The sequence below is a fragment of the Burkholderia sp. M6-3 genome (genome assembly GCF_050858985.1).
GTDB lineage: Bacteria > Pseudomonadota > Gammaproteobacteria > Burkholderiales > Burkholderiaceae > Paraburkholderia > Paraburkholderia caledonica.
Map to the genome: position 1 here is coordinate 2,883,535 of NZ_CP110091.1, position 19,680 is coordinate 2,903,214.

A 19,680-nucleotide genomic window follows, 5' to 3' on the forward strand; every position below is an offset into this window, starting at 1 on the left:
GGCGACGACCGTCGGCACTTCCGCCATATTCCGCACGGCATGTTTTGCACGGCGGCAGGTCAAGGAGACAACATGGCACATGACGCACAGCACGGCACATCCTCAGCGATGCGCACACGCGCGGTGACCGCCGCCGCGGTCGGCACCGCACTGGAGTGGTTCGATTTCACGCTCTACGGCGCATTAGCCGCAACGGTACTACCCAAACTGTTTTTCCCGTCGATGGACTCCACTTCCGCGTTGCTGGCTTCGCTGGCAACGTTCGGCGTGGGTCTCGCCGCGCGTCCGCTCGGCGCGATCATCTGCGGACACCTTGGCGACAAGCTCGGGCGCCGCAATCTGATGCTCGGCACGGTCACGGTGATGGGTCTCGCTTCGATGATGATGGGCTTGCTGCCCACCTATGCCAGTATCGGCGTATGGGCGCCGATACTGCTCGTCGTACTGCGCATTCTGCAGGGCTTCGCGCTAGGTGGAGAATCGACGGGCGCTCAGTTGATGGCGATCGAACACGCCAGTGCGGATCGCCGCGGCAAGTATTCCGGCCTGCTGGGCTTGTGCTCGCCGCTCAGTCAGATCATGGCGAACGGCGTGCTGCTATTGCTCGCATCCACGATGTCGGCGAGCGCGTTCGACTCGTACGGCTGGCGCATACCGTTTGTGCTGAGCTTCGTGCTGGTGATCGTCGGCGTATATATCCGCCTGAAGGTCAGCGAGACGCCGGCTTTCGTCGAGTTGCGCAAAACCGAGGTCGTGCACGTGAGTAGTCCGCTGCGTGACGCGCTGCGTCTGCATTGGCGAACCGTTCTGCGCTGGATGCTGTTTTTCTGCGGGCCCGCTGCGATTTTTTATCTGATCGTCGTGTTCTCGCTCAGCTACATCACGAAGACGCTTGCCATCCCGAAGCAAACCGGCTTTCTGCTGTTAATGGGCGCGAACGTCTGCGCGATTGTCGGAGCGCTTGCTGGCGGCATGCTGAGCGACCGGATCGGCCGCCGCAAGGCGCTCGCCATTGGTTCCACGGCAACCTTGCTGATGCTGTTCGTCTACTTCCAGATTCTCGACACGAAGAGCTTCGTGCCGATGCTCGCGGCCATGGGCTTTTTCCTGGGCTTCACGCAGTTCCAGAGCGGCATTCAACCCGTCGCATTCGCGGAAGCCTTTCCGACTAACGTGCGCTATTCCGGTTCGGCCCTCGCCTACACCGGCGCGAATCTCATCGCAGGGGGGCCGATGCCCGTGCTCGCGGTGTGGCTGTTCTCGGTCTGTCACGGGTCCCCGTGGGGCGTCGTGGCCGTATGCGTCGCGTTCAACGTCATTTCGCTGATCGCGATCCTGACGGCGCGCGAAACGCTCGGCATCGACATGAACCGCACCGATTCCACTTCTGCAGTGACGGGCGATCCGGGCTATGCATCGGCTGGCATCGGCAACGGGCGCCACATCTGAGACTTGTCGCACCCCCGCGTCTTCTCGACACGCGTCATGCAACTTCCGCTTTTATGAAACAGGCAAACCGATAATGACTAACCTCGTCTATGTGCTGAACGGCTCGAACCTGAACATGCTCGGCAAACGCGAGCCGCATCTCTACGGCGCGACCACGCTCGCCCAGATACAGCAGCGAGTCGAGGCGCTCGCTGAGCAACTGGCGCTGACATGTGACTTCCGCCAGACCAATAGCGAAGCGACGCTCGTCGACTGGTTGCAGGAGGCGTTCGAGCGCAACGCCGCAGTCATCATCAACCCGGCGGGCTTTTCGTTTGCGTCGGTGCCTGTCTTCGACGCCGTCAAACTCATCCAGCAACCGTTGATCGAGCTGCACATCACCAACATCCATAAACGCGACGAGACGTATCGGCACTCGCTGATTTCGCGTGCAGCGACGGGTGTGATTTGCGGTCTCGGCGCGAATGGTTACCTGGTTGCATTGCAGGCGATGGCAATGGCGCTCGGGAAAACGCCGGCATTCGACTAACGCGCTTTACTGTCCACGCTCAAGCTTGCGCGCGCGGGCAACCGCCTCGATGTGCTGGTCCCACGGAGCCGGAGACGGAAAGACTTCGGCGAGAAACGCAACGAACGCCTTCACGTTCGGATTGCCGCGCCGGCTCTCCGGCCATAGCGCGGTCAGCGGAAAGCGTGCGTGCGCAAATTCGTACATGACCGGAACCAGTTCTCCGCGCTTCACGTACGGCGCCGCGATATAGGTCGGTGAAAGGCCAATGCCGCCGCCCGCGACCACAACCGCTGCAACTGCGTCGCTGACGTCGATGGTAATGGGCGCGTCCGGCACAATCTCCAGCACGCTCTTGCCCGTTTGGAACGGCCACCGCGCCGCCTGCCCGGTGCTCTGATAACGGAAATTCACGCAATCGTGTGCCTTGAGCTCGTCTGGATGCCGAGGCTCGCCGCGTCGACGCAGATAGTCGGGCGAAGCGAACGTGCATAGCCGATGCGGCGCAAGGTGACGCGAGATCAGCCGCGAATCGCCGGGGTCGCCAGCACGTATTGCAATATCGACGCCTTCCGCTATGAGGTCCACATACTGATCGCCGAGGCGCAGGTCCACATTCACCTTTGGATACTGCGCGCGAAAGCCGGGCAGCGCTGGCGCGAGGATATGAACGCCAACCGGCAGCGGTGCCGTGACCTTAATGGTGCCGGCGGGCTCAGCGCGGGCGGCGACCACTGCCTGCTCGATCTCTTCCGCTTCCCGCAGCAGGCGCTGCGCGCGTTCGAGCAGGTCACGGCCTTCCGGCGTCAACGTGAGCGAGCGCGTGGTCCGGCTGAAGAGTCGCAAGCCGAAGTGCTGTTCGAGCCGCTGCACGCTTTTGCTGACCGCCGACGGCGAAACGGACAGCGCTCGCGCCGCCGCCGTGTAGCTGCCGAGCGAAGCAGCCCGCGCGAAGGCGATCAGGCCGGTTAGTCGTTCAAGTCCGATTTGTTCCATGGTGGCATGATTAAAGCGAATCTCGGCCAAATTATCAAGGTTGAAGCTTCAATTTAATCTGCTCTCCAACGACGCCACGATGGCGTCTTCAACGGAGAACAACATGAGCAACGCATCGAGCATCGGCACTTTCAGCAACGTCGCAGGCGGCCGGTCGCTGCGCGGACAACTCGAAGGCAAGACCGTGGTGATTGTCGGCGGCACGTCGGGTATCGGCCTCGCGGCCGCGACTCAGGCCAAGGCCACCGGCGCACACGTGATCGTGGTCGGTCGCAACGCGGCGAGCACGGAAGAAGTGGCCACGAAACGCGGCTTCGACGGCTGGCGCGCGGCCGACGTTACCGACGGCATTGCGCTCGAAGCCGCGCTGCGCGACATCGCGCGAGTCGATCACCTGGTGTTGCTAGCTGGCACCTTCGTGGCGGGAAAGGTTCGCGAGGCAGAGGTCGACTATCTGCGCCGCGCCTTCGACGAGCGGATGTGGTCCGCCGTCCATGCGGTCCGCGCGGTGGGCGATCGTATGAGCCAGGACGGTTCGATCACGCTGATTTCAGGCGCGCTCGCCGACCGCCCCAACGCAAACGGGACGGCAGTGCTCGCCGCTGCTTCCGCCGCGATGGAGGCTTTCGCTCGGGGCCTTGCGCTGGAACTCGCGCCGGTTCGCGTCAACACGTTGTCGCCCGGGCCGATCGACACACCGATCTTCAGCAAGGCGCTCGGCGCGAACCGCGATGCAGTTGTCGAGTCGATGCGCAATTCGCTGCCGCTAAAACGGTTAGGCACGGCGGACGAAGCAGGCGCGAGCGTCCTCTTTCTCATGATCAACGGCTGGATGAACGGGGCAACGCTCAACGTCGACGGCGGATCGCGGCTCGTGTGACAGAGTGCGGGCCGAGCGCATGCAACGACCGGTGTCGGTCAGGAAACCGATCGCTGCGGCGTTGCATCGCTTCGGGCAAATCCATTGGACGATAGGCAACCGGTTCAGCGAGCCGCAGAGGCCCATGCTTCAGCATCGGCACCAGCCGGAATGTGCATCGGCGCAGACGGATCGGTCGCGGCGCGCCACACCGCTTTGGCGACGTCCTCCGCATGCGTGATCTGCGAGGACGTATCCGCGAATTGCGCGAAGACCTTCTTGCCGAGATCCTCGTACGCCTCATGCTCAAACCCGTGCATGTTGGCGCGCGCGTTCTCGCCGAAGCGCGTATCTGGCGCGCGGCCAGGCAACACCAGACGCGCCCGAACGCCGAATTGCTCGAGTTCCAGCGCCATCGACTCGGTAAAGGCATTCACTGCTGCTTTGCTTGCGCGATATGCGGCGAGCAGCGGCAGTGCCCTCAACGTCACGCTCGAAGTCACGTTCACGACGACGCCGGCGCCGCGCTTGCGGAACTGCGGCAGCACTGCCTGCGTCATTGCGATCGTGCCGAACGTGTTGGTCTCGAACACCTCGCGCACCGTCGATAGCGGAGTCAATTCAGCCGGAGATGCCGCACCGATACCCGCATTGTTGACGAGCACGTCGACCGGCCCCGCCGCCTCGACGGCCTCGCGGATGCTGTCCGAGCTGGTAACGTCGAGCGCCAGTATGCGCAGGCGCTCCGAAGGCGGGAGCACATCCGCGCGAGGCGTGCGCATGGTCGCCACGACGTTCCAGTCTTGAGCGAGAAAATAGCGGGCAATTTCACGACCGAAACCGGAAGAGCAGCCAGTGATGAGCACAGTTTGCATTGAAACTCCTGTGGGAAAGGTTGACGACTGCTCATACGATAGATTGCTCCGACCGTACTCGCTACAATCAAACGTCCGAATTTCATTCGCGAGAGTCCGACCATGACCGACCCACTTGCCGAAGTGGTGACGCTACTGCAGCCGAGTGCGCGATTCTCGAAGCTGGTTTTCGGCGCGAGTCCCTGGCGCATCAGTCGCTCGGACGCGGGGCAACCGTTCTATTGCGTAATACTGGAGGGCGGATGCCGCATCGCGATCGACGGGCACGATCCAATCGAACTGGCGTCCGGCGATTTCGTGCTGATTCCCGCAGCCTACGGCGTCGCCATGTCGAGCCTTCAGCCTCCGCCGCCGGGCATCGAGACGCCCGCGCCCATCGCGCTCGGCAATGGCGAGTTCAGAATCGGCGCGCCTGGCAACAGAATCGACGCACGAATGATGGCGGGACATTGCACCTTCGGTTCACCGGATGCGTCGTTGCTGGTTTCGCTGCTGCCGCAACTCGTGCATGTGCGTGGCGAACAGCGGCTCGCTACGCTCGTTGACCTGGTACGGGAAGAATCGCGCGAGCAGCGGCCCGCGCGTGAAGTCGTGCTCTCGCGGCTGCTGGAGGTGTTGCTGATCGAGGCGCTGCGCTCGTCAGCAAAAACCAACGCATCGCCGGGCCTGGTTTGCGGGCTTTCGGACTGCCGGCTTGCTGCCGCGATTCGCGGCATGCACCAGCGCCCGACCCACGCGTGGACGGTCGCCGAGCTTGCGAAAGAGGCCGCCCTCTCGCGGTCGACGTTCTTCGAACGCTTCAGTCGCGAGGTCGGCGTAGCGCCGATGCAATATCTGCTCACCTGGCGCATGGCGCTCGCAAAGGACATGCTGCGACGGAACGCGGGACGCATCGCGGAGATTGCAGAGCGCGTCGGCTACAGTTCCGCTAGCACATTTAGCGTCGCCTTCACGCGGCATGTCGGCCGGCCGCCAACCCAATATGCGCGCGACGAGCAAGCTGCCGCAAACGCAGGTTCATAGCGGGTTGTGCCTGCATGAGTCGCATTGCTCCGCGTCGCTCCGCATTGGTTAACGATCTTGACAAGTCAGGTCACTCCGTCCAGTTTACCGGACAATATCTCCATTAAACTGGAACATGGACGTTCACCAGATCATCGCGCGACGCATTCGTGAACTGCGCGACGCAAAAGCGTGGACGCTGGAGACCCTCGCCGAGCGAAGTTCGGTAAGCCGCTCTAACATCTCGCTTATCGAGCGCGGGGAAAGTAGTCCAACTGCGGTCGTGCTCGACAAACTCGCAACCGCACTCGGCGTTCCGCTCGCATCGCTCTTCGAGCATTCAGATGCTGATTCAGCAGCCGAGCTTTCTCCACATTCGTCGTTGCGCGATCAGCCGGTATGGAAAGACCCCGTTTCAGGATACATACGGCGTAACGTGTCGCCGCCCGCGTGGTCGCCTATTCAGTTGGTGGAAGTGGATTTTCCGCGCGGCAAGGAAGTGAGTTACGACACAAGCGCGCGCGACGCTGATATCCACCAACAGATATGGCTAATAGATGGCTCGATGGAAATCACGGTGGGAGACCGGCAATGGCAACTCGAAACCGGCGACTGTCTCACCATGAAACTGGACAGCCCGATTCGTTTTCGTAACACGTGGCGCCGACGCGCTCGCTATCTCGTAGCGTTGTGCACTTTGCCCTTCGACTCGCGGAGCGAAAGATGACTGGAACAGTAGCCGTTCGGCGCGTCGGCGCTGACGAAGCAATGCGCTACGCCGATCGGCTCGCCGATCTATTGATTGACTGCGTCGAAGGAGGCGCGTCGGTCAGCTTCATGTTGCCCATTTCGAAAGAAACCGCGCTGCAGTTCTGGAAGCAGGTGGCGAATGGCGTGGCGCGCAACGAAAGAATCCTTCTTGTCGCTGAATCCGCGGACGGCAAGCTCGTCGGCACAGTGCAACTCGTCACTGCGCAACCCGAAAATCAGCCGCATCGCGCGGACGTCGCGAAGATGCTCGTATGCCGCGCATCGAGGCGCCAAGGCATTGCCGCGCGGCTCATGACAGCCGTCGACGAAGAAGCGCGGCGCGCCGGCAAATCCGTGCTCGTGCTCGACACGGTTACGGGCGGCGACGCCGAAAGACTTTACGAACGCGCAGGCTGGCAGCGCGTGGGAGACGTGCCCAACTATGCGTTGATGCCTGACGGAAGGTTCTGCGGTACGACGTTCTTCCATAAGCAACTGCGGTAGGCGTTCAGCGCTGAATCCGGGACCGCGTTACTCTGTATGTCGGCACATGGCAACTCGCGGAGAGAACATGATTGAAGCCATCGACATTGGCGCGCTCGCCGCCCGCACGCTTCGCGGATACTCGAATCAGATACTGACGAGCGCCAACGATCACGATGTGCATCTGAGCGTCATGGATGCGCCGTTTGTCTGGCACTTCCATCCGGACTCGGACGAAACGTTTCTGGTGATCGAAGGCACGCTGATCATCGACTTCGAAGACGGCCCGGTGCAGTTGCGAGCCGGCCAGTTGCTGACAGTGCCTGCGGGCACGCCACATAGAACGCGGCCGTTAGGGGCGCGTTCCGTCAATCTCACGTTCGAAAGATCCGATGCGGCCACCGTTGAATGCGATGCGCCCTCTGATCGCCGCATAACGGATCAATAGTCGGTGAGGCCTCACACTTCGCCAGGCTGATGCGAGCCGTCTTATGGAAGCTTGCCGAGACATGCGCTGAATTCGTCGGCGGAGAAGGCGCGAAGCGTTTGCGTCTTGACGTTCCCCGCTGAACCTAGCGCAAGGCCGAACGACAAAAAGCTCTGCTCGTCCGGTGCTTCAACGATGGTGACAATGTCGTATTGCCCCATCGTCCAATAGATCTCCTTCATTTCACAGCCAAAGCTCCTGGCCATTTCCGCAGCCTGACCAGCGCGTTGCGGGCTGTTTTTCACGTTGCGTATGCCTTGGTCGGTGAATTGTGCAAGAACAACATATGTCGCCATGACGTTCCCCTCACTTCCTGCCGGGACCCAGACGCGCAAGACGAACGCGAACGGCTCCGCGCTCGCGCACTTTGGACAAGCATCCCGCGCGTAAGCCAAGTATATGCAACCGATCTAGTGAAAAATCGTCGATTGCTAGCCGTCAGTTACGCTAAGTATTTGTGGAGACTCAATGGCAGCGATTTGCGCGGTGCCCGCTTGCGCTTTAACTGCCAATTGAAACGAAGAGAAGCACCATCGGCGCTTTGGAGCCGCCCGGCGTCGGTGCGCGAAGCGGCACGCCGTAAGTGCAGCGGAAATCGACGAAACGCGACCATTGAAAACGCACCCCCGCGCCGACGCTGACCAGCGAACCGTTACCTGTCTCAGCGGGTTGGTCGATGCGGTTCCACACATGGCCGGCGTCGATAAACACGAAGGGCTGCGCCGCCGCGCTGCTCGTGCCGAACGGCAACGCGGGCGCGCGCAATTCAGTCTGCACATTCCAGCCGCGATCGCCCAGCACCACATACGGCTCGTAACCTCGCACGCTGGACTCTCCTCCGAGCCCCATCTCCTCGCTTGGCAATAGCGTATTCGGCGTCCACTGGAACGCGCCTCGCCCGCTCAACGTGAAGCCTCCGCCGAGCGCGAAAGCGCGCTGCGCAGCGAGTTGCAAATACGCGTAGCGCACTGTCGCGCCGTGCCGCGCCGTGGCGAACGCCGCGTCGTTGTTGGAGCCGTCCAACCTGCCGGGACTTGCCACAAGCGTTGCTGAGGCATGTGCTGCTCCCGCATCGCCCGGCTTGCTGAAGTCGTACGTGAGCAGAAACTGGTGTATGTGCGTGTTCGAGTTGAACACCTGAAAGCCGCCGAATTCCAGATCGTTATTACTGCGCTTGAAGTCGTACCCGAACTGGACGAGTTGCGCCGCATCCGCCGTCGTCGGCAAACGCCAGTCGTAGCGGAAACTCATCTGCGCCGAAATGCCGGTTTGCCCATAACTGTCCGGCAGGCGCGGCGTGCTTTGCGCATAGACGCCGAACAGTTCGATGCTGTCGTGCCACGGCAGAGGCGCGATATAGCTCAGCGCGTGGGCGGTGAAACGCGCGCGATTGGCGCGCCCTTCAATGTCCGGATTGCCGCTGAAAAAATCATTGCTGGCCGTGAATTGATATGCGATGTGCTGGTCGAGCCCAAACAGATTGCCGTAGTCGATACCTGCGAAAAAACGGTCTCGGCCGAGGTCGCGCACGCCCGCATTGTCGTACCCGGCGTTCACCCTCAGCGGCAGACGGTCGTCGGTCTGCAAGATGACGTCCGTCGAATTCGCCGCTTCGCCTGGTGCGAAGACGGCATCCACGCGTCGATAGGGATTTGCGTTGAGCACGGCCAGACCCAGCGACACGTCCGATTGAAGAATCGGTCCGCCCGCTTCGAGCGGCATTTCGCGCTTCAGCAGGTCGTCGGAGAAGTAGCGGTTGCCGCTCGTGCGCAGTTGCCCCAGGCGAAATTCCGCGACCGCGATACGCACGACGCCTGAGCTTACGTCCTGCTCGGGCACAAAGACATCCACGAGCGGTTTGCCGGCGGCCCGATAGTGCTCGACCACGGCGCGGCGGATTTCAGCGAGCCGCCCAAAGGTGAGAGGCTCGCCGAGATCGGCCTCGAACGTGCGGAGAAAAGCGGGGTCCAGTTCGGGCAACGACTCGGCCGCAATGCCTGGGTGTGGGGCCGCCGCTGGCGCATTCGCGCCCGCGGGTTCGAACACCAGACCTTCGAGCTTTGTCACGGCGACTTGCGCGGATTGCGCTTCGGGCTGCGCGGAAGGTTGCGATGGCGCGCTGCGCGGAGTCGGCGGCGCCGGCAGCGGAGCGACGTCGCGCCACGCCTGCGCGAATACTGGCGAAGACTGAAGAGCCACCAGCACGCATGACGTCACCAGGACCCACCGCGCGGGCGGCACGCGCGACGGTTCATCCGCGAATGAAGTGCGCCGCCTAATGGGCAAGCTGCCAGCGCAACACGGGTTGCGTCGCGCCCGACGGCATCGCCCATACGCCGTTCGGTCCGAAGTCATAACCCGCGAAGTTCGCCGGGTCGCTCATCTGCGCGGTGGTCAGGCCGTTCGACGGCGGCAAGCTCCCGCCACTCGCGGGCTGCCCTGTCGTCTCCTTGTTCCAGTAGACGTCCGGCGCGAGCGTGCCCGAGCCGAACGCAATCACGCCGTGCGTCGGCATGCGCTGCGTTTCAACCGCGCCTGTCGCAAACGACTGCGCGACGGTTCCTTCATTGATGCCGACCAGCCCGCCACCGTACCCCGTCGAGAAAACCGGACTGACGCTGCCGGTTGCATACGACTGCGTAATCGAACCGAGGTTGTAGCCGACGAGTCCCCCGTTCGCGTCCGAGCCCGAGACCGAGGCACTGCTCCACGAGCGCTCGATATTGCCGTCGTTGCGGCCGACCAGCCCGCCGAACGTGGTGCCGTTCTGGAAGAGTTCCATGGCCACGCCGGTCGAATGCGCATTCGCAATCGTGCCCTGGTTCACGCCGGCGAGCAGGCCGCTGCCCGAGTGGCTCGTGCTGACCGAACCGTTTTCCACACCGACATCGCGCAGCACGCCGGTCTGCCCGACAAGACCAAACAGGCCGGACGAATAATCCGTGCTGAAGTCGGCAATCTCGATCTTTGCGTTGCGCACGTTGTGCCACATGCCGTCGAACTGGCCGGTGAAAGGCGTCGTATGGTTGCCGATCGGCGTCAATGTGTAGCCGGTCGCGTCGATGTCCGTGCCGAGCGCGTAATTACCCGCCAGATCCTGAGAAATGTTCTGGAGGTCCGTCACGTTATTGACCAGCTTGTAGGCGGTGATCTGCGTGATCTGACCGCTGCCGGCCGCGGCAGCCCATGCGGTATTGGCCAGCAACGTGCCGGGACTGTACGTCCCGTTCATGTCGTAGAGCACATTGACGAGGCCCGTGCTGCGCGACCAGTCGATCACACCGCGATTGGCCACGCTGCCGCCGTTGTCGATGCTGGCGGAGTCCGCGCGCAACGTCAGGCTCCCGCCGCCCTGATTGCCGACGGTTGCACCTTCTGCGATCGTCAGGTTGCGATACGCAGCAAGCGTCAACGAGGCGTTGCCCTGCCAGCCGATTCCCGAGTTCACGTTGATGTCGCCGGTGCTGCCGTTCGCGCCGGTCGTCTGCACGTTAACCGATGTGCCGGTGCCGAGACTCGTGGAAAGCGCTTGCGCCGCGTTGCCGTCTACGGTGAATGCCGGTGTCGCGATGTTCCACTGGTTAGCCCGGACCGTGGCGCCGCCGGTCGGAAATGCCACCGTGTCCGCGCTCATGTCGACGGTGCCGCCGGTTGCCTCGATCGTGCCGCCTGGCTGCAGCGTGCCGTGTCCCGCAACGAGCCACACGTGTCCGTCGCGCGTGGTCGTGCCCGTTGCGCGGATCGCTTCGTTGTTGCCGGCGAGCGCGTAGATGTTGCCGTCGACGGCTTGCAGGCTGACCTGCGCCGCCTCGATCAAGCCGCCATTCGCGATGGTTCCGCCCGCGCCCTGCTGGCCCGGTTGCACGAACACCTGTTTGCCCGAGGACGAGTCCTGCAGCAACACCTGCTGTCCGACTGCCAGTTCCACCGTGCCGTTCGGCGCGCTGATGGTGCCGGCGTTGGCCACCCGTTGCCGCGCGATGAGAAACACGTCGCTGGTGCCCGATCCGATCGTGCCCATGTTGACGATGCTCGCGCCGGAGTTGCCCGCGAGTGTCAACGGCTGGCCGTTCATGAATGCGTCGATGTCGACGACGTTGAGCGTCGACGCGACGAAACGTCCGTTCGTCGAAATCACGCCTCCCGATCCGACAAGGATGCCTTGGGGATTGATCAGATAGACGCTGCCGCTGGCCGTCAGCGTACCCATGATGGCGGACGGAGAGCCGCCCGTGACGCGATTGAGTGTCGATCCGTTGCCGTTGGCGAACACGACGCGGTTGCCGCTACCTATCGAAAAGCTATTCCAGTCGACGACGCCCCGGCTCGAACCCTGATTGATGGTCACCGTCGTGCCGTCGCCGCTGATGGAGCCGTTTCCACGGACGAAGCTTCCGCCCGCGGGCAGCGCACCGGCGGCGCGCGCCTCGATTGAAGCGACGCAGCACACCAGCGCCGCAGCAAGCGGCAGGAGCGCATTGCGCGCACCTCGCCGACGTGAGTTTCCCAGGTCATACCCTGCCGGCGAAGTCTTGCTCATCTCGTCTCCTGTCCCACTCGATGGGCGCCGCATTGTCTGATGTCTTGCGGTTATGGCGCCACATTACCGCTGCACGCACGCCGTATTATTACAGTCGGTTTCAGGAGCACAATGAGGCCAGGTGAGCGGGATATCGACGGAATGTGCCTAAACGTCTGCAGAATTGGCCACCGCGGGAACAGCGCGTGCGGCATTGCAAAGCGCAAACCCATGATTTCCCCAATAGCAGCCTGGCACCGTGCAAACGACGATTACTTCGCGTAGCCCGTGCCGGGCGGCGCTTCAATCTCACTTGGGATGCGAGCAGACGTTCTCCTGGAAGCAGTACGAACAGTGCGATTGATAACGCAATGAGCAACAACGATATTGCCGATCAGGTTCCGGCTCTCGTGTGGACCGCGGAAGCACGCGGAACCGTTACCTATGCCAACCTCGCCTGCCGCAAATATCTCGGCAATCCGTTCGCGCCCAACACGACATTGCACTGGGACCAGTTCGTCCTCGAATCCGACGTGAAGAAAGTGCACGATGCATGGCGCACCGCGCTCACCGACGGCGAGAGCGTGAAGGTCAATGCGCGCCTGCAGCGTTTCGACGGTAAATACCGCTGGCACAAACTGCGCATACGACCGATCTTCGACGAGGCGCGCGTCGTGTCCGGCGCGTGCGGCATCGCGATGGACATCGACGACTTCGTGAAGGCCGGCGAAGCCTACGAGGTCGGCGAGCGGCGTCTGCGCTTCGCGCTGGACGCGGCGCGTGTCGGCGCGTGGGAATGGGACATGGGCAGCCGCACGGCGCGAATCAGCGCTCAATTGGCGCAGATTTACGGTCTCGATCCCGAGCAGGCGGAAGTACCGCTGCAATGGCTGTTCGACAGGATCCCCGAAAGTCATCGCGCCTGGTTCGCGAGCGAGCTGACCGGCCGCATGCATCAGTGTGTGCCTTTCGAACTGGACTTTCCAATTCAGCTCGAGGATGGGCAGCGCTTGTGGCTTCGAACACGCGGCGAGACCGACTGCGGGACCGGCTCGGAAATCGAGCGTGTATTCGGCGTGACATACGACATCACCGAACAGCACGACGCGCAGACAGAACGCGAACGCAGCGAACAGCGTTATCGCGCGCTCGTCGAAGCGAGCTCCGAACTCACCTGGATCGCGGACGCACTGGGGAAGACGCATCAGCTCGGCAACTGGCAGTCATTCGCGGCGCAGGACGGCATGACCGCAGGCTGCGAATGGCTCGACCTCGTTCACCCGGACGACCAGGAAAGCGCTCGCGACAAGTGGTCGCAGATCATGAAAACCGAGATGCCGGGCTCGATGACGTTCCGGCTGCGCCGGCGCGATTCCAGTTGGCGGACGCTGGTCGCGCGGGCCGCGCCTTTACGCGACGACGACGGCACATTGCGCGAATGGTTCTGCATGGCGACGGACGTCACCGACGAACGCGCCGCAGCCGCCGCGCTCGAAGAGCGCAATCTCCGCCTGCAGGTGGCCATGCGCGCAGCCAGAATGACGATTGGTTATCTGTCGCTCGATTCATGGACGCTCTGCTGGGACAGCGTCGAGCCGGTGCCTGGCGTGCAAGCCGCGCCGAGCGCGCTCAGCTACGACGCGGCGCTTCATCGCGTGCACGCCGAAGACCGCGCGTCGGTGGACGCAGCGATGCGCCGCGTCGCGCTCACTGGCGAATTCGACAAACCACTGGAATTCCGCATTTCGTTGGGTAACCGGGAAAGCTGGCTGCAGAGCCAGGCCGTGTTGCAGCGTGACGCCGACGGCCGCCCGTGGCGCGTCATTGCGAGCGCCGTGGATATCACGCAGCGCAAGACGCTGGAGCTCGCATTGCGCGAAACGGATCGCCGCAAAGACGAATTTCTCGCGATGCTCGCGCACGAATTGCGCAACCCGCTCGCGCCGATGCGCAATGCCATTGCCTTACTGCGGCGAGAGAAAGAAGCCGGGCTGAAGGCCGGCGAACTGGTCGGCATGCTGAGCCGACAGGTCGATCACATGGCGCAACTCGTCGACGATCTACTCGAAGTCTCGCGCATCACGCACGGCCGCATCGTGCTTCGACGCGAGCCGCTACTGGTCGGCACGGCGGTTTATGGTGCGCTCGAAACGGTGTCGTCGATGGCAAGCTCGCGCGGCCAACACCTCACCGTTCGGCTGCCGCCCACGCCGGTCTGGCTGCACGCGGACCCGCTGCGGCTGTCGCAGATTCTGGTCAACGTGTTGAACAACGCGTGCAAGTACACGGACCCCGGCGGCAACGTGTGCGTGACCGCCCTCGCCGACGAACGCTTCGCCACCGTCACCATTGAAGACAACGGCAGCGGCATCTCGCCCGATCTGCTACCGCACATTTTCGATCTGTTCGCGCAAGGCGAGCGAACGCTGGACCGGGCGCATGGTGGCCTCGGCATCGGCCTGTCGCTCGTGAAGAAGCTTGTCGAATTGCACGGCGGCTCGATCGACATCGCGAGTCCCGGACCCGGCCGCGGCGCCACGGTGTCGATCAGGCTGCCGCTCTGCCACGCGCCCGAAGTGTCGGCGCCGCTGCACGACGAACCGTCGGCCGGGGGTCATTCGCATGCGGAGCGCGCTTCGCTGCATGTGCTGATCGTCGACGACAACAAGGACGCCGCCGACTCGCTCGCACTGCTTTGCGAGAGCGAGGGCTATCACGTCAGCGTTGCATACTGCGCCAGCGACGCTCTCGCGCAAGCCGAAGCCGAGCCTGTGGACGCAGCGTTGCTCGACATTGGGCTGCCCGATACGGACGGCTATGAACTCGCCAGTCTGATCCGCCTGAAGGGCGAAGTCCGGCCGGTGCTGATCGCGGTAACGGGATACGGCCAGGCGGACGATCATCTGCGGGTGCAGGCCGCTGGGTTCGACCATCATCTCGTCAAGCCGGTGGACATTGAATATCTGATGTCGCTGCTCGCGGAATTGTCGCCGGCTGCGGCGTCGCCGCATGCGGAGTGACCTGCTCAGATTTGCGCAATTTGCGCAACCGGGACTCCCGCCCTTGCGCGCGGGACGGCGCTGATGGCGGCCGCCCGATTACGCCGTCTCGACGCAGGAAACGTCGAGATGGCGACTTGCTGCATGAAACGCCGGCGGCGCGTGACGGTCCAATTCACCTACAAATTGGAGCCTTGCGCCAAGGGAGTTTATGACTCACACGAGGTTACGCGCGCGCGACATCCGGCGCCTGCTGGTTGCGCTAGTGCTCGGCGGATCGGCCATGTCGATCACGAATCAAGCGTGTGCCGTCTACGCCATCGCACAATATGGCGAGCCCAAATATCCGGCGGACTTCAAGCATTTCGATTACGTGAACCCCGACGCACCGCGCGACGGCACGCTTGTCCTCGCGAACCCCGATCGCCTGACGAGCTTCGATAAATTCAATCCGTTCACGCTGCGCGGCAATCCGGCGCCCGGACTCGGGCTAATGTTCGAGAGCCTGACCACCGGCAGTTCCGACGAAGTCGCGAGCGCGTATTGCCTGCTCGCCGACGACATCGACGTGGCGCCAGATGGCCTTTCGACCACCTTCCACATCAATCCGCAAGCGCGCTTTTCAAATGGCGACGCGGTCACGGCCGAGGACGTCAAGTTCTCGTTCGACACGCTGAAGAGCCCGCAGGCTCTGCCGCAGTTCTCGGTGTACTTCGCGCAGATCGCGCGGGCCGTGGTGGTGAACCGCCTCACGATCCGTTTCGATTACAAGGTCGCGACACGCGAAATGCCGCTGCTCGCGGGCGGAATCCCGGTGTTTTCGCGCAAGTGGGGCATGAGGCCGGACGGCACGCGCATACCTTTCGATCAACTCGCGTTTCAGAAGCCGATAGCGAGCGGAGATTATCTGATCGACAAATACGACAACGGCCGCACCATCAGTTATAGGCGCAACCCCAATTACTGGGGCGCCTCGCTGCCGGTGCGCGTGGGCACCCACAACTTTGCACGCATCGACTACAAGCTGTATGCCGACGCAGTCGCGAAGCTCGAGGCGTTCAGAGCCGGCGAGTACGACGTGCTGGTCGAGAACGTCGCGCAGAGCTGGGTGCGGCGCGATGTCGGCAAGCGCTTTGACAGCGGCGAGCTGATCAAGCGCGAGTTTCCCCACCACAACGGCGCGGGCATGCAAGGCTTCTTCATCAACTTGCGACGGCCGATTTTCCGCGACGTGCGGGTACGTCAGGCACTGGATCTCGCGCTCGATTTCCAGTGGCTCAACCGTCAGCTATTTTTCGATCAGTACAAGCGCACTGCCAGCTTCTTTGCCAACACGGACTTGCAGGCGACCGGCAAGCCAGGCGGAGGCGAGTTAGCGATTCTGGAGCCTTTGCGCGGACAGCTAGACCCGGCCGTGTTCGGCGAGATGCCGCAACAGCCCGACACCGATCCGCCCGGTTCGCTGCGCGCCAATCTCGTCAAGGCGCGCCAACTGCTGGCGCAGGCGGGCTGGACTTATCGCAACGGGGCGCTGCGCAACATGAATGGGCAGCCGTTCGTATTCGAACTTCTCGACGACAGCGGTAGCGGCACGTCAATGGAGCCGGTCGCCGCCGCGTTCGGCCGCAATCTGCAAAAGCTGGGGATTACGATGAATTTCCGCACCGCGGATTTTGCGCTCGTGCAAAAGCGCCTCGACGCGTTCGACTTCGACATGACAACCGTGCGATTGCCCGATGTCCAGGTGCCGGGTACCGAACAGCTTTCGCGTTTCGGCAGCAAATATGCCGATCAGCAGGGCTCCGACAATCTGGCCGGCGTGAAGTCGCCGGCTATCGATGCCATTCTGCGACGGGTGATATCGGCGCAAACGCATGAGCAACTTGCCGACGCGACACACGCGCTCGACCGGGTATTGATGAATGGGTACTACGTGATACCGCACTGGTATTCCGCAAGCCACCGCATCGCATACAGTCGCGACCTCGGCTATCCCGCGAAGCTTCCGCTTTATTTCGCCGCCGACGAATGGGTGCTATCGACATGGTGGAAAAAGAGTTCGGCCAATGCCAGATAGAGCGCAATAGTGAGTGGCCGTTCAGGCGCTTTCTCATGCTCGCGGGGAGCATCCACTAATAGATGCCCCCGCGAATCAGAGCCCTTCTTTTAACGGTCGAGCTGCTGAATGCCCGCAAGCCGCCACGCCTGGTCGCTCTGTCCGCTGCGAACAATGTTCCACACCTCCTGGAACGGCTGGGCAGTCGCTGCGCCGTCTTCGCGCATCTGGCCGTAGAAGCGCACGCTGACGAGCGTCTCGTCCGCGGTGTTTTCCACGCCCAGCACTTCGGCATCCAGTTGCGGCACTTCCGTACGATTCGGCTCACTGCCGCGGCTTTCCAGATCACGCTTGATTTGCGCGAACATCTCCGGCGTAGTCAATTCGAACAGGTCGCCTTGCTCGTTGCGGTCCCATGCGCCTTGCAGACGCATGAACATGTTTTTCGCCACCGCCACCAACTCGGCCTGATCGAGCCCGAGCGGTTGCACAGGCGTCGTCACCGTGCCCGTTGCCCCGGCCGGATTCGTCGCGGCGCGTTGCATGCCGAAAAAGTTCGTGTCCGGCCGCCCATAACTGGCCTGGTTGTGAAGCGGCGAGCCGTTGGTCTGCGACCGGTTCGTGGCGCCGTGTCCATACGCCAGATCCGGGCGGCGCCGATTGGCGATGAACCTGAACAGCATCACGCCGGCAACGACCACGAGACCGATCAGCAGCACGTTCGACAGCATTTGCGCAAGCCCTGCGCCCAGGCCAAGTGACGACAGCAGCGCGGCAATACCAAAGCCGGCGGCGAGGCCTGCCAGCGGACCGAGCCAGCGGTTGCGCGCCGGCGTGGCGGCCGGCGCCTGCGCGGCCTGTTGCGCCGGTTGAGCTTGCTGGCTTCGTTGCGCCGGAGCGGACGGCGACGCCATCTGCGACTGACGCCCAATGCTTTGACTGCCGCCGACGCGCTTCGCTTGCGCGTCGTTGGCCGCGAGCGCGCCAAGCGCGAGCACGCCCGCGAGACCGAGCGCTACGGTGCCGCGTGTCACCTTGCCGGCAACGCGCCGCAAGCGATCGATAGTTTGCTTATACATATGAACCTCTCTTGATGTGTCAGGGGCCGCCCGCGCCGCGCGTCATCTTTTCGCGGCTACCTTACGGACAGTAAAATTTTTCGTCGTTAAACTTGCCATCGGCCAGCCTGCATTCCGCCATGCGCGGACTGCGAACTGTTGCCGTGAATGTAGTGCTCCAGCTGCTGGATCGTGTGTTCCTGCTCCGACATCTGGCTCTTGATCAGGTCGCCGATCGACACCATTCCAATCACCTGCCCCGCGGCGATCACGGGCAGATAACGTATGCGGTGGCCGGTCATGATTGCCATGCACTCCTCGGTCGTCTGCTCCGGGCCGACGTAGCGCACCGCCGTCGACATGATGTCGCGAACCGGCGTATTGCGCGACGAACGGTCCATTAGAACGATCTTCCGCGCGTAATCGCGCTCCGTGACGATGCCGGCAATGCGCCCTTCGTGCGCGACGATCAGCGCGCCGACCTGCCGGTGAGCCATGATCGCAATCGCGTCGTACACCGACGCCGACGCCTCGATAGACCAGACCCTCTGGGACGCTTTCGAACGCAGAAACTGTGCAACGGATGCCATAAGCCACCTCTGTCAGCTCTAAGTAGCCGCCCGCTAACGCCTCGGGGCGAGCCTCAAATCTAACCGAATGGGAGACAACGGAAAATTCGTATTTTTATTGCTGATCGTTCGAAAAAACCGTAACGTCAACTGATTGACGGAGGGAGCGTGAACTTCAAGCATCTGTATTACTTCTGGGTCGCGGCCCACGCGGGGGGCATCGTCCGCGCCGGTGAGCAACTGCACATCACGCCGCAAACGCTGAGCGGGCAGATCAAACTGCTCGAGGAAGCGCTGGATAAAAAGCTTTTCAAGAAGAGCGGGCGCACGCTCGAATTAACCGATGCGGGGCGGCTCGCGCTCGACTACGCCGACGAAATTTTCTCGCTAGGCTCCGAGCTGGAAAGCGCGGTGCGCCGGGAGCAGGAGGTCGGCACGCAATCCCGGTTTCGCGTCGGCATTGCGGACTCGGTGCCCAAGGCGATCGCGTACCGGCTGCTGGAACCCGCGCTGAGCGCGCCCGCTTCGCTCCGCGTGATCTGTCACGAAGGCAAGCTGCACGCGCTGCTCGCTCAACTAGCCGTGCACCGCCTCGACCTGATCATTGCGGACGCGCCCATTCCCGCCGACGTCAATATCAAGGCGTTCAATCACCCGCTCGGCCGCTCTACCCTGAGCTGCTTTGGCGCTGACGCGCTGCTGCAGGGCGTGCGCAAGCGTTTTCCCATGTCGCTCGGCCAGTTACCGCTGCTGCTGCCCGGCACCGAATCGGCAGTGCGCCGCAAACTGGATCATTGGCTCGCATCGCGTGCGATCTCGCCGCGCATCGTCGGCGAGTTTGACGATAGTGCGATGGCACTCGCGTTCGGACGCGAAGGCCGCGGCCTGCTCTTCGCGCCGACGGTACTGGAGAACCAGTTGCAGGCTGAACACAAACTCACTTCCGTCGGGCAAATCAACACCATCGTCGAGGAATTCTTCGCGATCTCGATCGAACGCCGCATTAGTCACCCGGCTGTCGCGACGATCATCGACGCCGCGCGCAGCGAACTGTTCAATGCCTAGGGTCG

General features: G+C 62.7%; 17 protein-coding genes. 10 read left to right on the forward strand and 7 right to left on the reverse strand.

The genetic code is table 11. The annotated features are described in order from the left end of the window. Positions 1-72: 72 nt before the first annotated feature. Positions 73-1,449: an MFS transporter gene (locus OH764_RS30505; protein WP_498849763.1), complete on the forward strand. Its 1,377-nt coding sequence runs from the start codon at positions 73-75 to the stop codon at positions 1,447-1,449. A gap of 73 nt (positions 1,450-1,522) precedes the next feature. Continuing rightward, a complete protein-coding gene (locus tag OH764_RS30510; protein WP_498849764.1) occupies positions 1,523-1,978 on the forward strand; it encodes a type II 3-dehydroquinate dehydratase in 456 nt (151 codons plus the stop codon). A 6-nt stretch (positions 1,979-1,984) separates the two neighbouring features. Here OH764_RS30510 and OH764_RS30515 read toward each other — a convergent pair whose 3' ends face one another. Next, on the reverse strand, positions 1,985-2,953 hold the full coding sequence (locus OH764_RS30515; RefSeq protein ID WP_498849765.1) for a LysR family transcriptional regulator: 969 nt from the start codon (positions 2,951-2,953) through the stop codon (positions 1,985-1,987). A 103-nt stretch (positions 2,954-3,056) separates the two neighbouring features. On the opposite strand from OH764_RS30515, the gene OH764_RS30520 reads away from it, so the two are divergent. Then, positions 3,057-3,833 (forward strand): SDR family oxidoreductase, encoded by a 777-nt coding sequence (locus OH764_RS30520; RefSeq protein WP_498849766.1) that lies wholly within the window; start codon positions 3,057-3,059, stop codon positions 3,831-3,833. A gap of 104 nt (positions 3,834-3,937) precedes the next feature. On the opposite strand, the gene OH764_RS30525 is transcribed toward OH764_RS30520, so the two are convergent. Continuing rightward, positions 3,938-4,687 (reverse strand): SDR family oxidoreductase, encoded by a 750-nt coding sequence (locus tag OH764_RS30525; protein WP_498849767.1) that lies wholly within the window; start codon positions 4,685-4,687, stop codon positions 3,938-3,940. Positions 4,688-4,789: 102 nt separating this feature from the next. Between OH764_RS30525 and OH764_RS30530 the strand changes: the two genes are divergently transcribed. The 4 genes from OH764_RS30530 to OH764_RS30545 all read left to right on the forward strand — a co-directional run bounded on the left by OH764_RS30530 (position 4,790) and on the right by OH764_RS30545 (position 7,370). Further along, on the forward strand, positions 4,790-5,710 hold the full coding sequence (locus tag OH764_RS30530; RefSeq protein ID WP_498849768.1) for an AraC family transcriptional regulator: 921 nt from the start codon (positions 4,790-4,792) through the stop codon (positions 5,708-5,710). Between the two features lie 115 nt (positions 5,711-5,825). Next, positions 5,826-6,416 (forward strand): helix-turn-helix domain-containing protein, encoded by a 591-nt coding sequence (locus tag OH764_RS30535; protein WP_498849769.1) that lies wholly within the window; start codon positions 5,826-5,828, stop codon positions 6,414-6,416. After that, entirely contained in the window at positions 6,413-6,943 is a 531-nt protein-coding gene (locus OH764_RS30540) for a GNAT family N-acetyltransferase (protein WP_498849770.1), read from the forward strand. Before OH764_RS30535 ends, OH764_RS30540 begins: the two co-directional genes overlap by 4 nt. A 67-nt stretch (positions 6,944-7,010) precedes the next feature. Continuing rightward, positions 7,011-7,370: a cupin domain-containing protein gene (locus OH764_RS30545; RefSeq protein ID WP_498849771.1), complete on the forward strand. Its 360-nt coding sequence runs from the start codon at positions 7,011-7,013 to the stop codon at positions 7,368-7,370. A gap of 41 nt (positions 7,371-7,411) precedes the next feature. Here OH764_RS30545 and OH764_RS30550 read toward each other — a convergent pair whose 3' ends face one another. From OH764_RS30550 to OH764_RS30560, 3 genes are all read right to left on the reverse strand, one after another. After that, complete coding sequence (locus OH764_RS30550) at positions 7,412-7,705, reverse strand: GYD domain-containing protein (RefSeq protein ID WP_498849772.1); 294 nt, start codon at positions 7,703-7,705, stop codon at positions 7,412-7,414. Positions 7,706-7,910: 205 nt separating this feature from the next. Beyond that, on the reverse strand, positions 7,911-9,614 hold the full coding sequence (locus OH764_RS30555; RefSeq protein ID WP_498849773.1) for a ShlB/FhaC/HecB family hemolysin secretion/activation protein: 1,704 nt from the start codon (positions 9,612-9,614) through the stop codon (positions 7,911-7,913). A gap of 70 nt (positions 9,615-9,684) precedes the next feature. After that, positions 9,685-11,949 carry a two-partner secretion domain-containing protein gene (locus tag OH764_RS30560; protein WP_498849774.1) on the reverse strand — a complete coding sequence of 755 codons (2,265 nt, stop codon included), beginning with the start codon at positions 11,947-11,949 and terminating at the stop codon, positions 9,685-9,687. 350 nt (positions 11,950-12,299) lie between these two features. Here OH764_RS30560 and OH764_RS30565 point away from each other — a divergent pair, with 350 nt between their 5' ends. Next, on the forward strand, positions 12,300-14,948 hold the full coding sequence (locus tag OH764_RS30565; protein ID WP_498849775.1) for a PAS domain-containing hybrid sensor histidine kinase/response regulator: 2,649 nt from the start codon (positions 12,300-12,302) through the stop codon (positions 14,946-14,948). Positions 14,949-15,138: 190 nt separating this feature from the next. After that, entirely contained in the window at positions 15,139-17,004 is a 1,866-nt protein-coding gene (locus OH764_RS30570; RefSeq protein WP_498849776.1) for an extracellular solute-binding protein, read from the forward strand. Between the two features lie 89 nt (positions 17,005-17,093). Here the strand turns inward: OH764_RS30570 and OH764_RS30575 are convergent, their stop codons facing one another. After that, positions 17,094-18,062: a Tim44 domain-containing protein gene (locus OH764_RS30575; protein WP_498849777.1), complete on the reverse strand. Its 969-nt coding sequence runs from the start codon at positions 18,060-18,062 to the stop codon at positions 17,094-17,096. Between the two features lie 86 nt (positions 18,063-18,148). Beyond that, positions 18,149-18,631 carry a CBS domain-containing protein gene (locus tag OH764_RS30580; protein ID WP_498849778.1) on the reverse strand — a complete coding sequence of 161 codons (483 nt, stop codon included), beginning with the start codon at positions 18,629-18,631 and terminating at the stop codon, positions 18,149-18,151. Positions 18,632-18,778: 147 nt separating this feature from the next. On the opposite strand from OH764_RS30580, the gene nhaR reads away from it, so the two are divergent. Further along, on the forward strand, positions 18,779-19,675 hold the full coding sequence (gene nhaR / locus OH764_RS30585; RefSeq protein WP_020066857.1) for a transcriptional activator NhaR: 897 nt from the start codon (positions 18,779-18,781) through the stop codon (positions 19,673-19,675). The last annotated feature ends 5 nt before the right edge of the window (positions 19,676-19,680 follow it).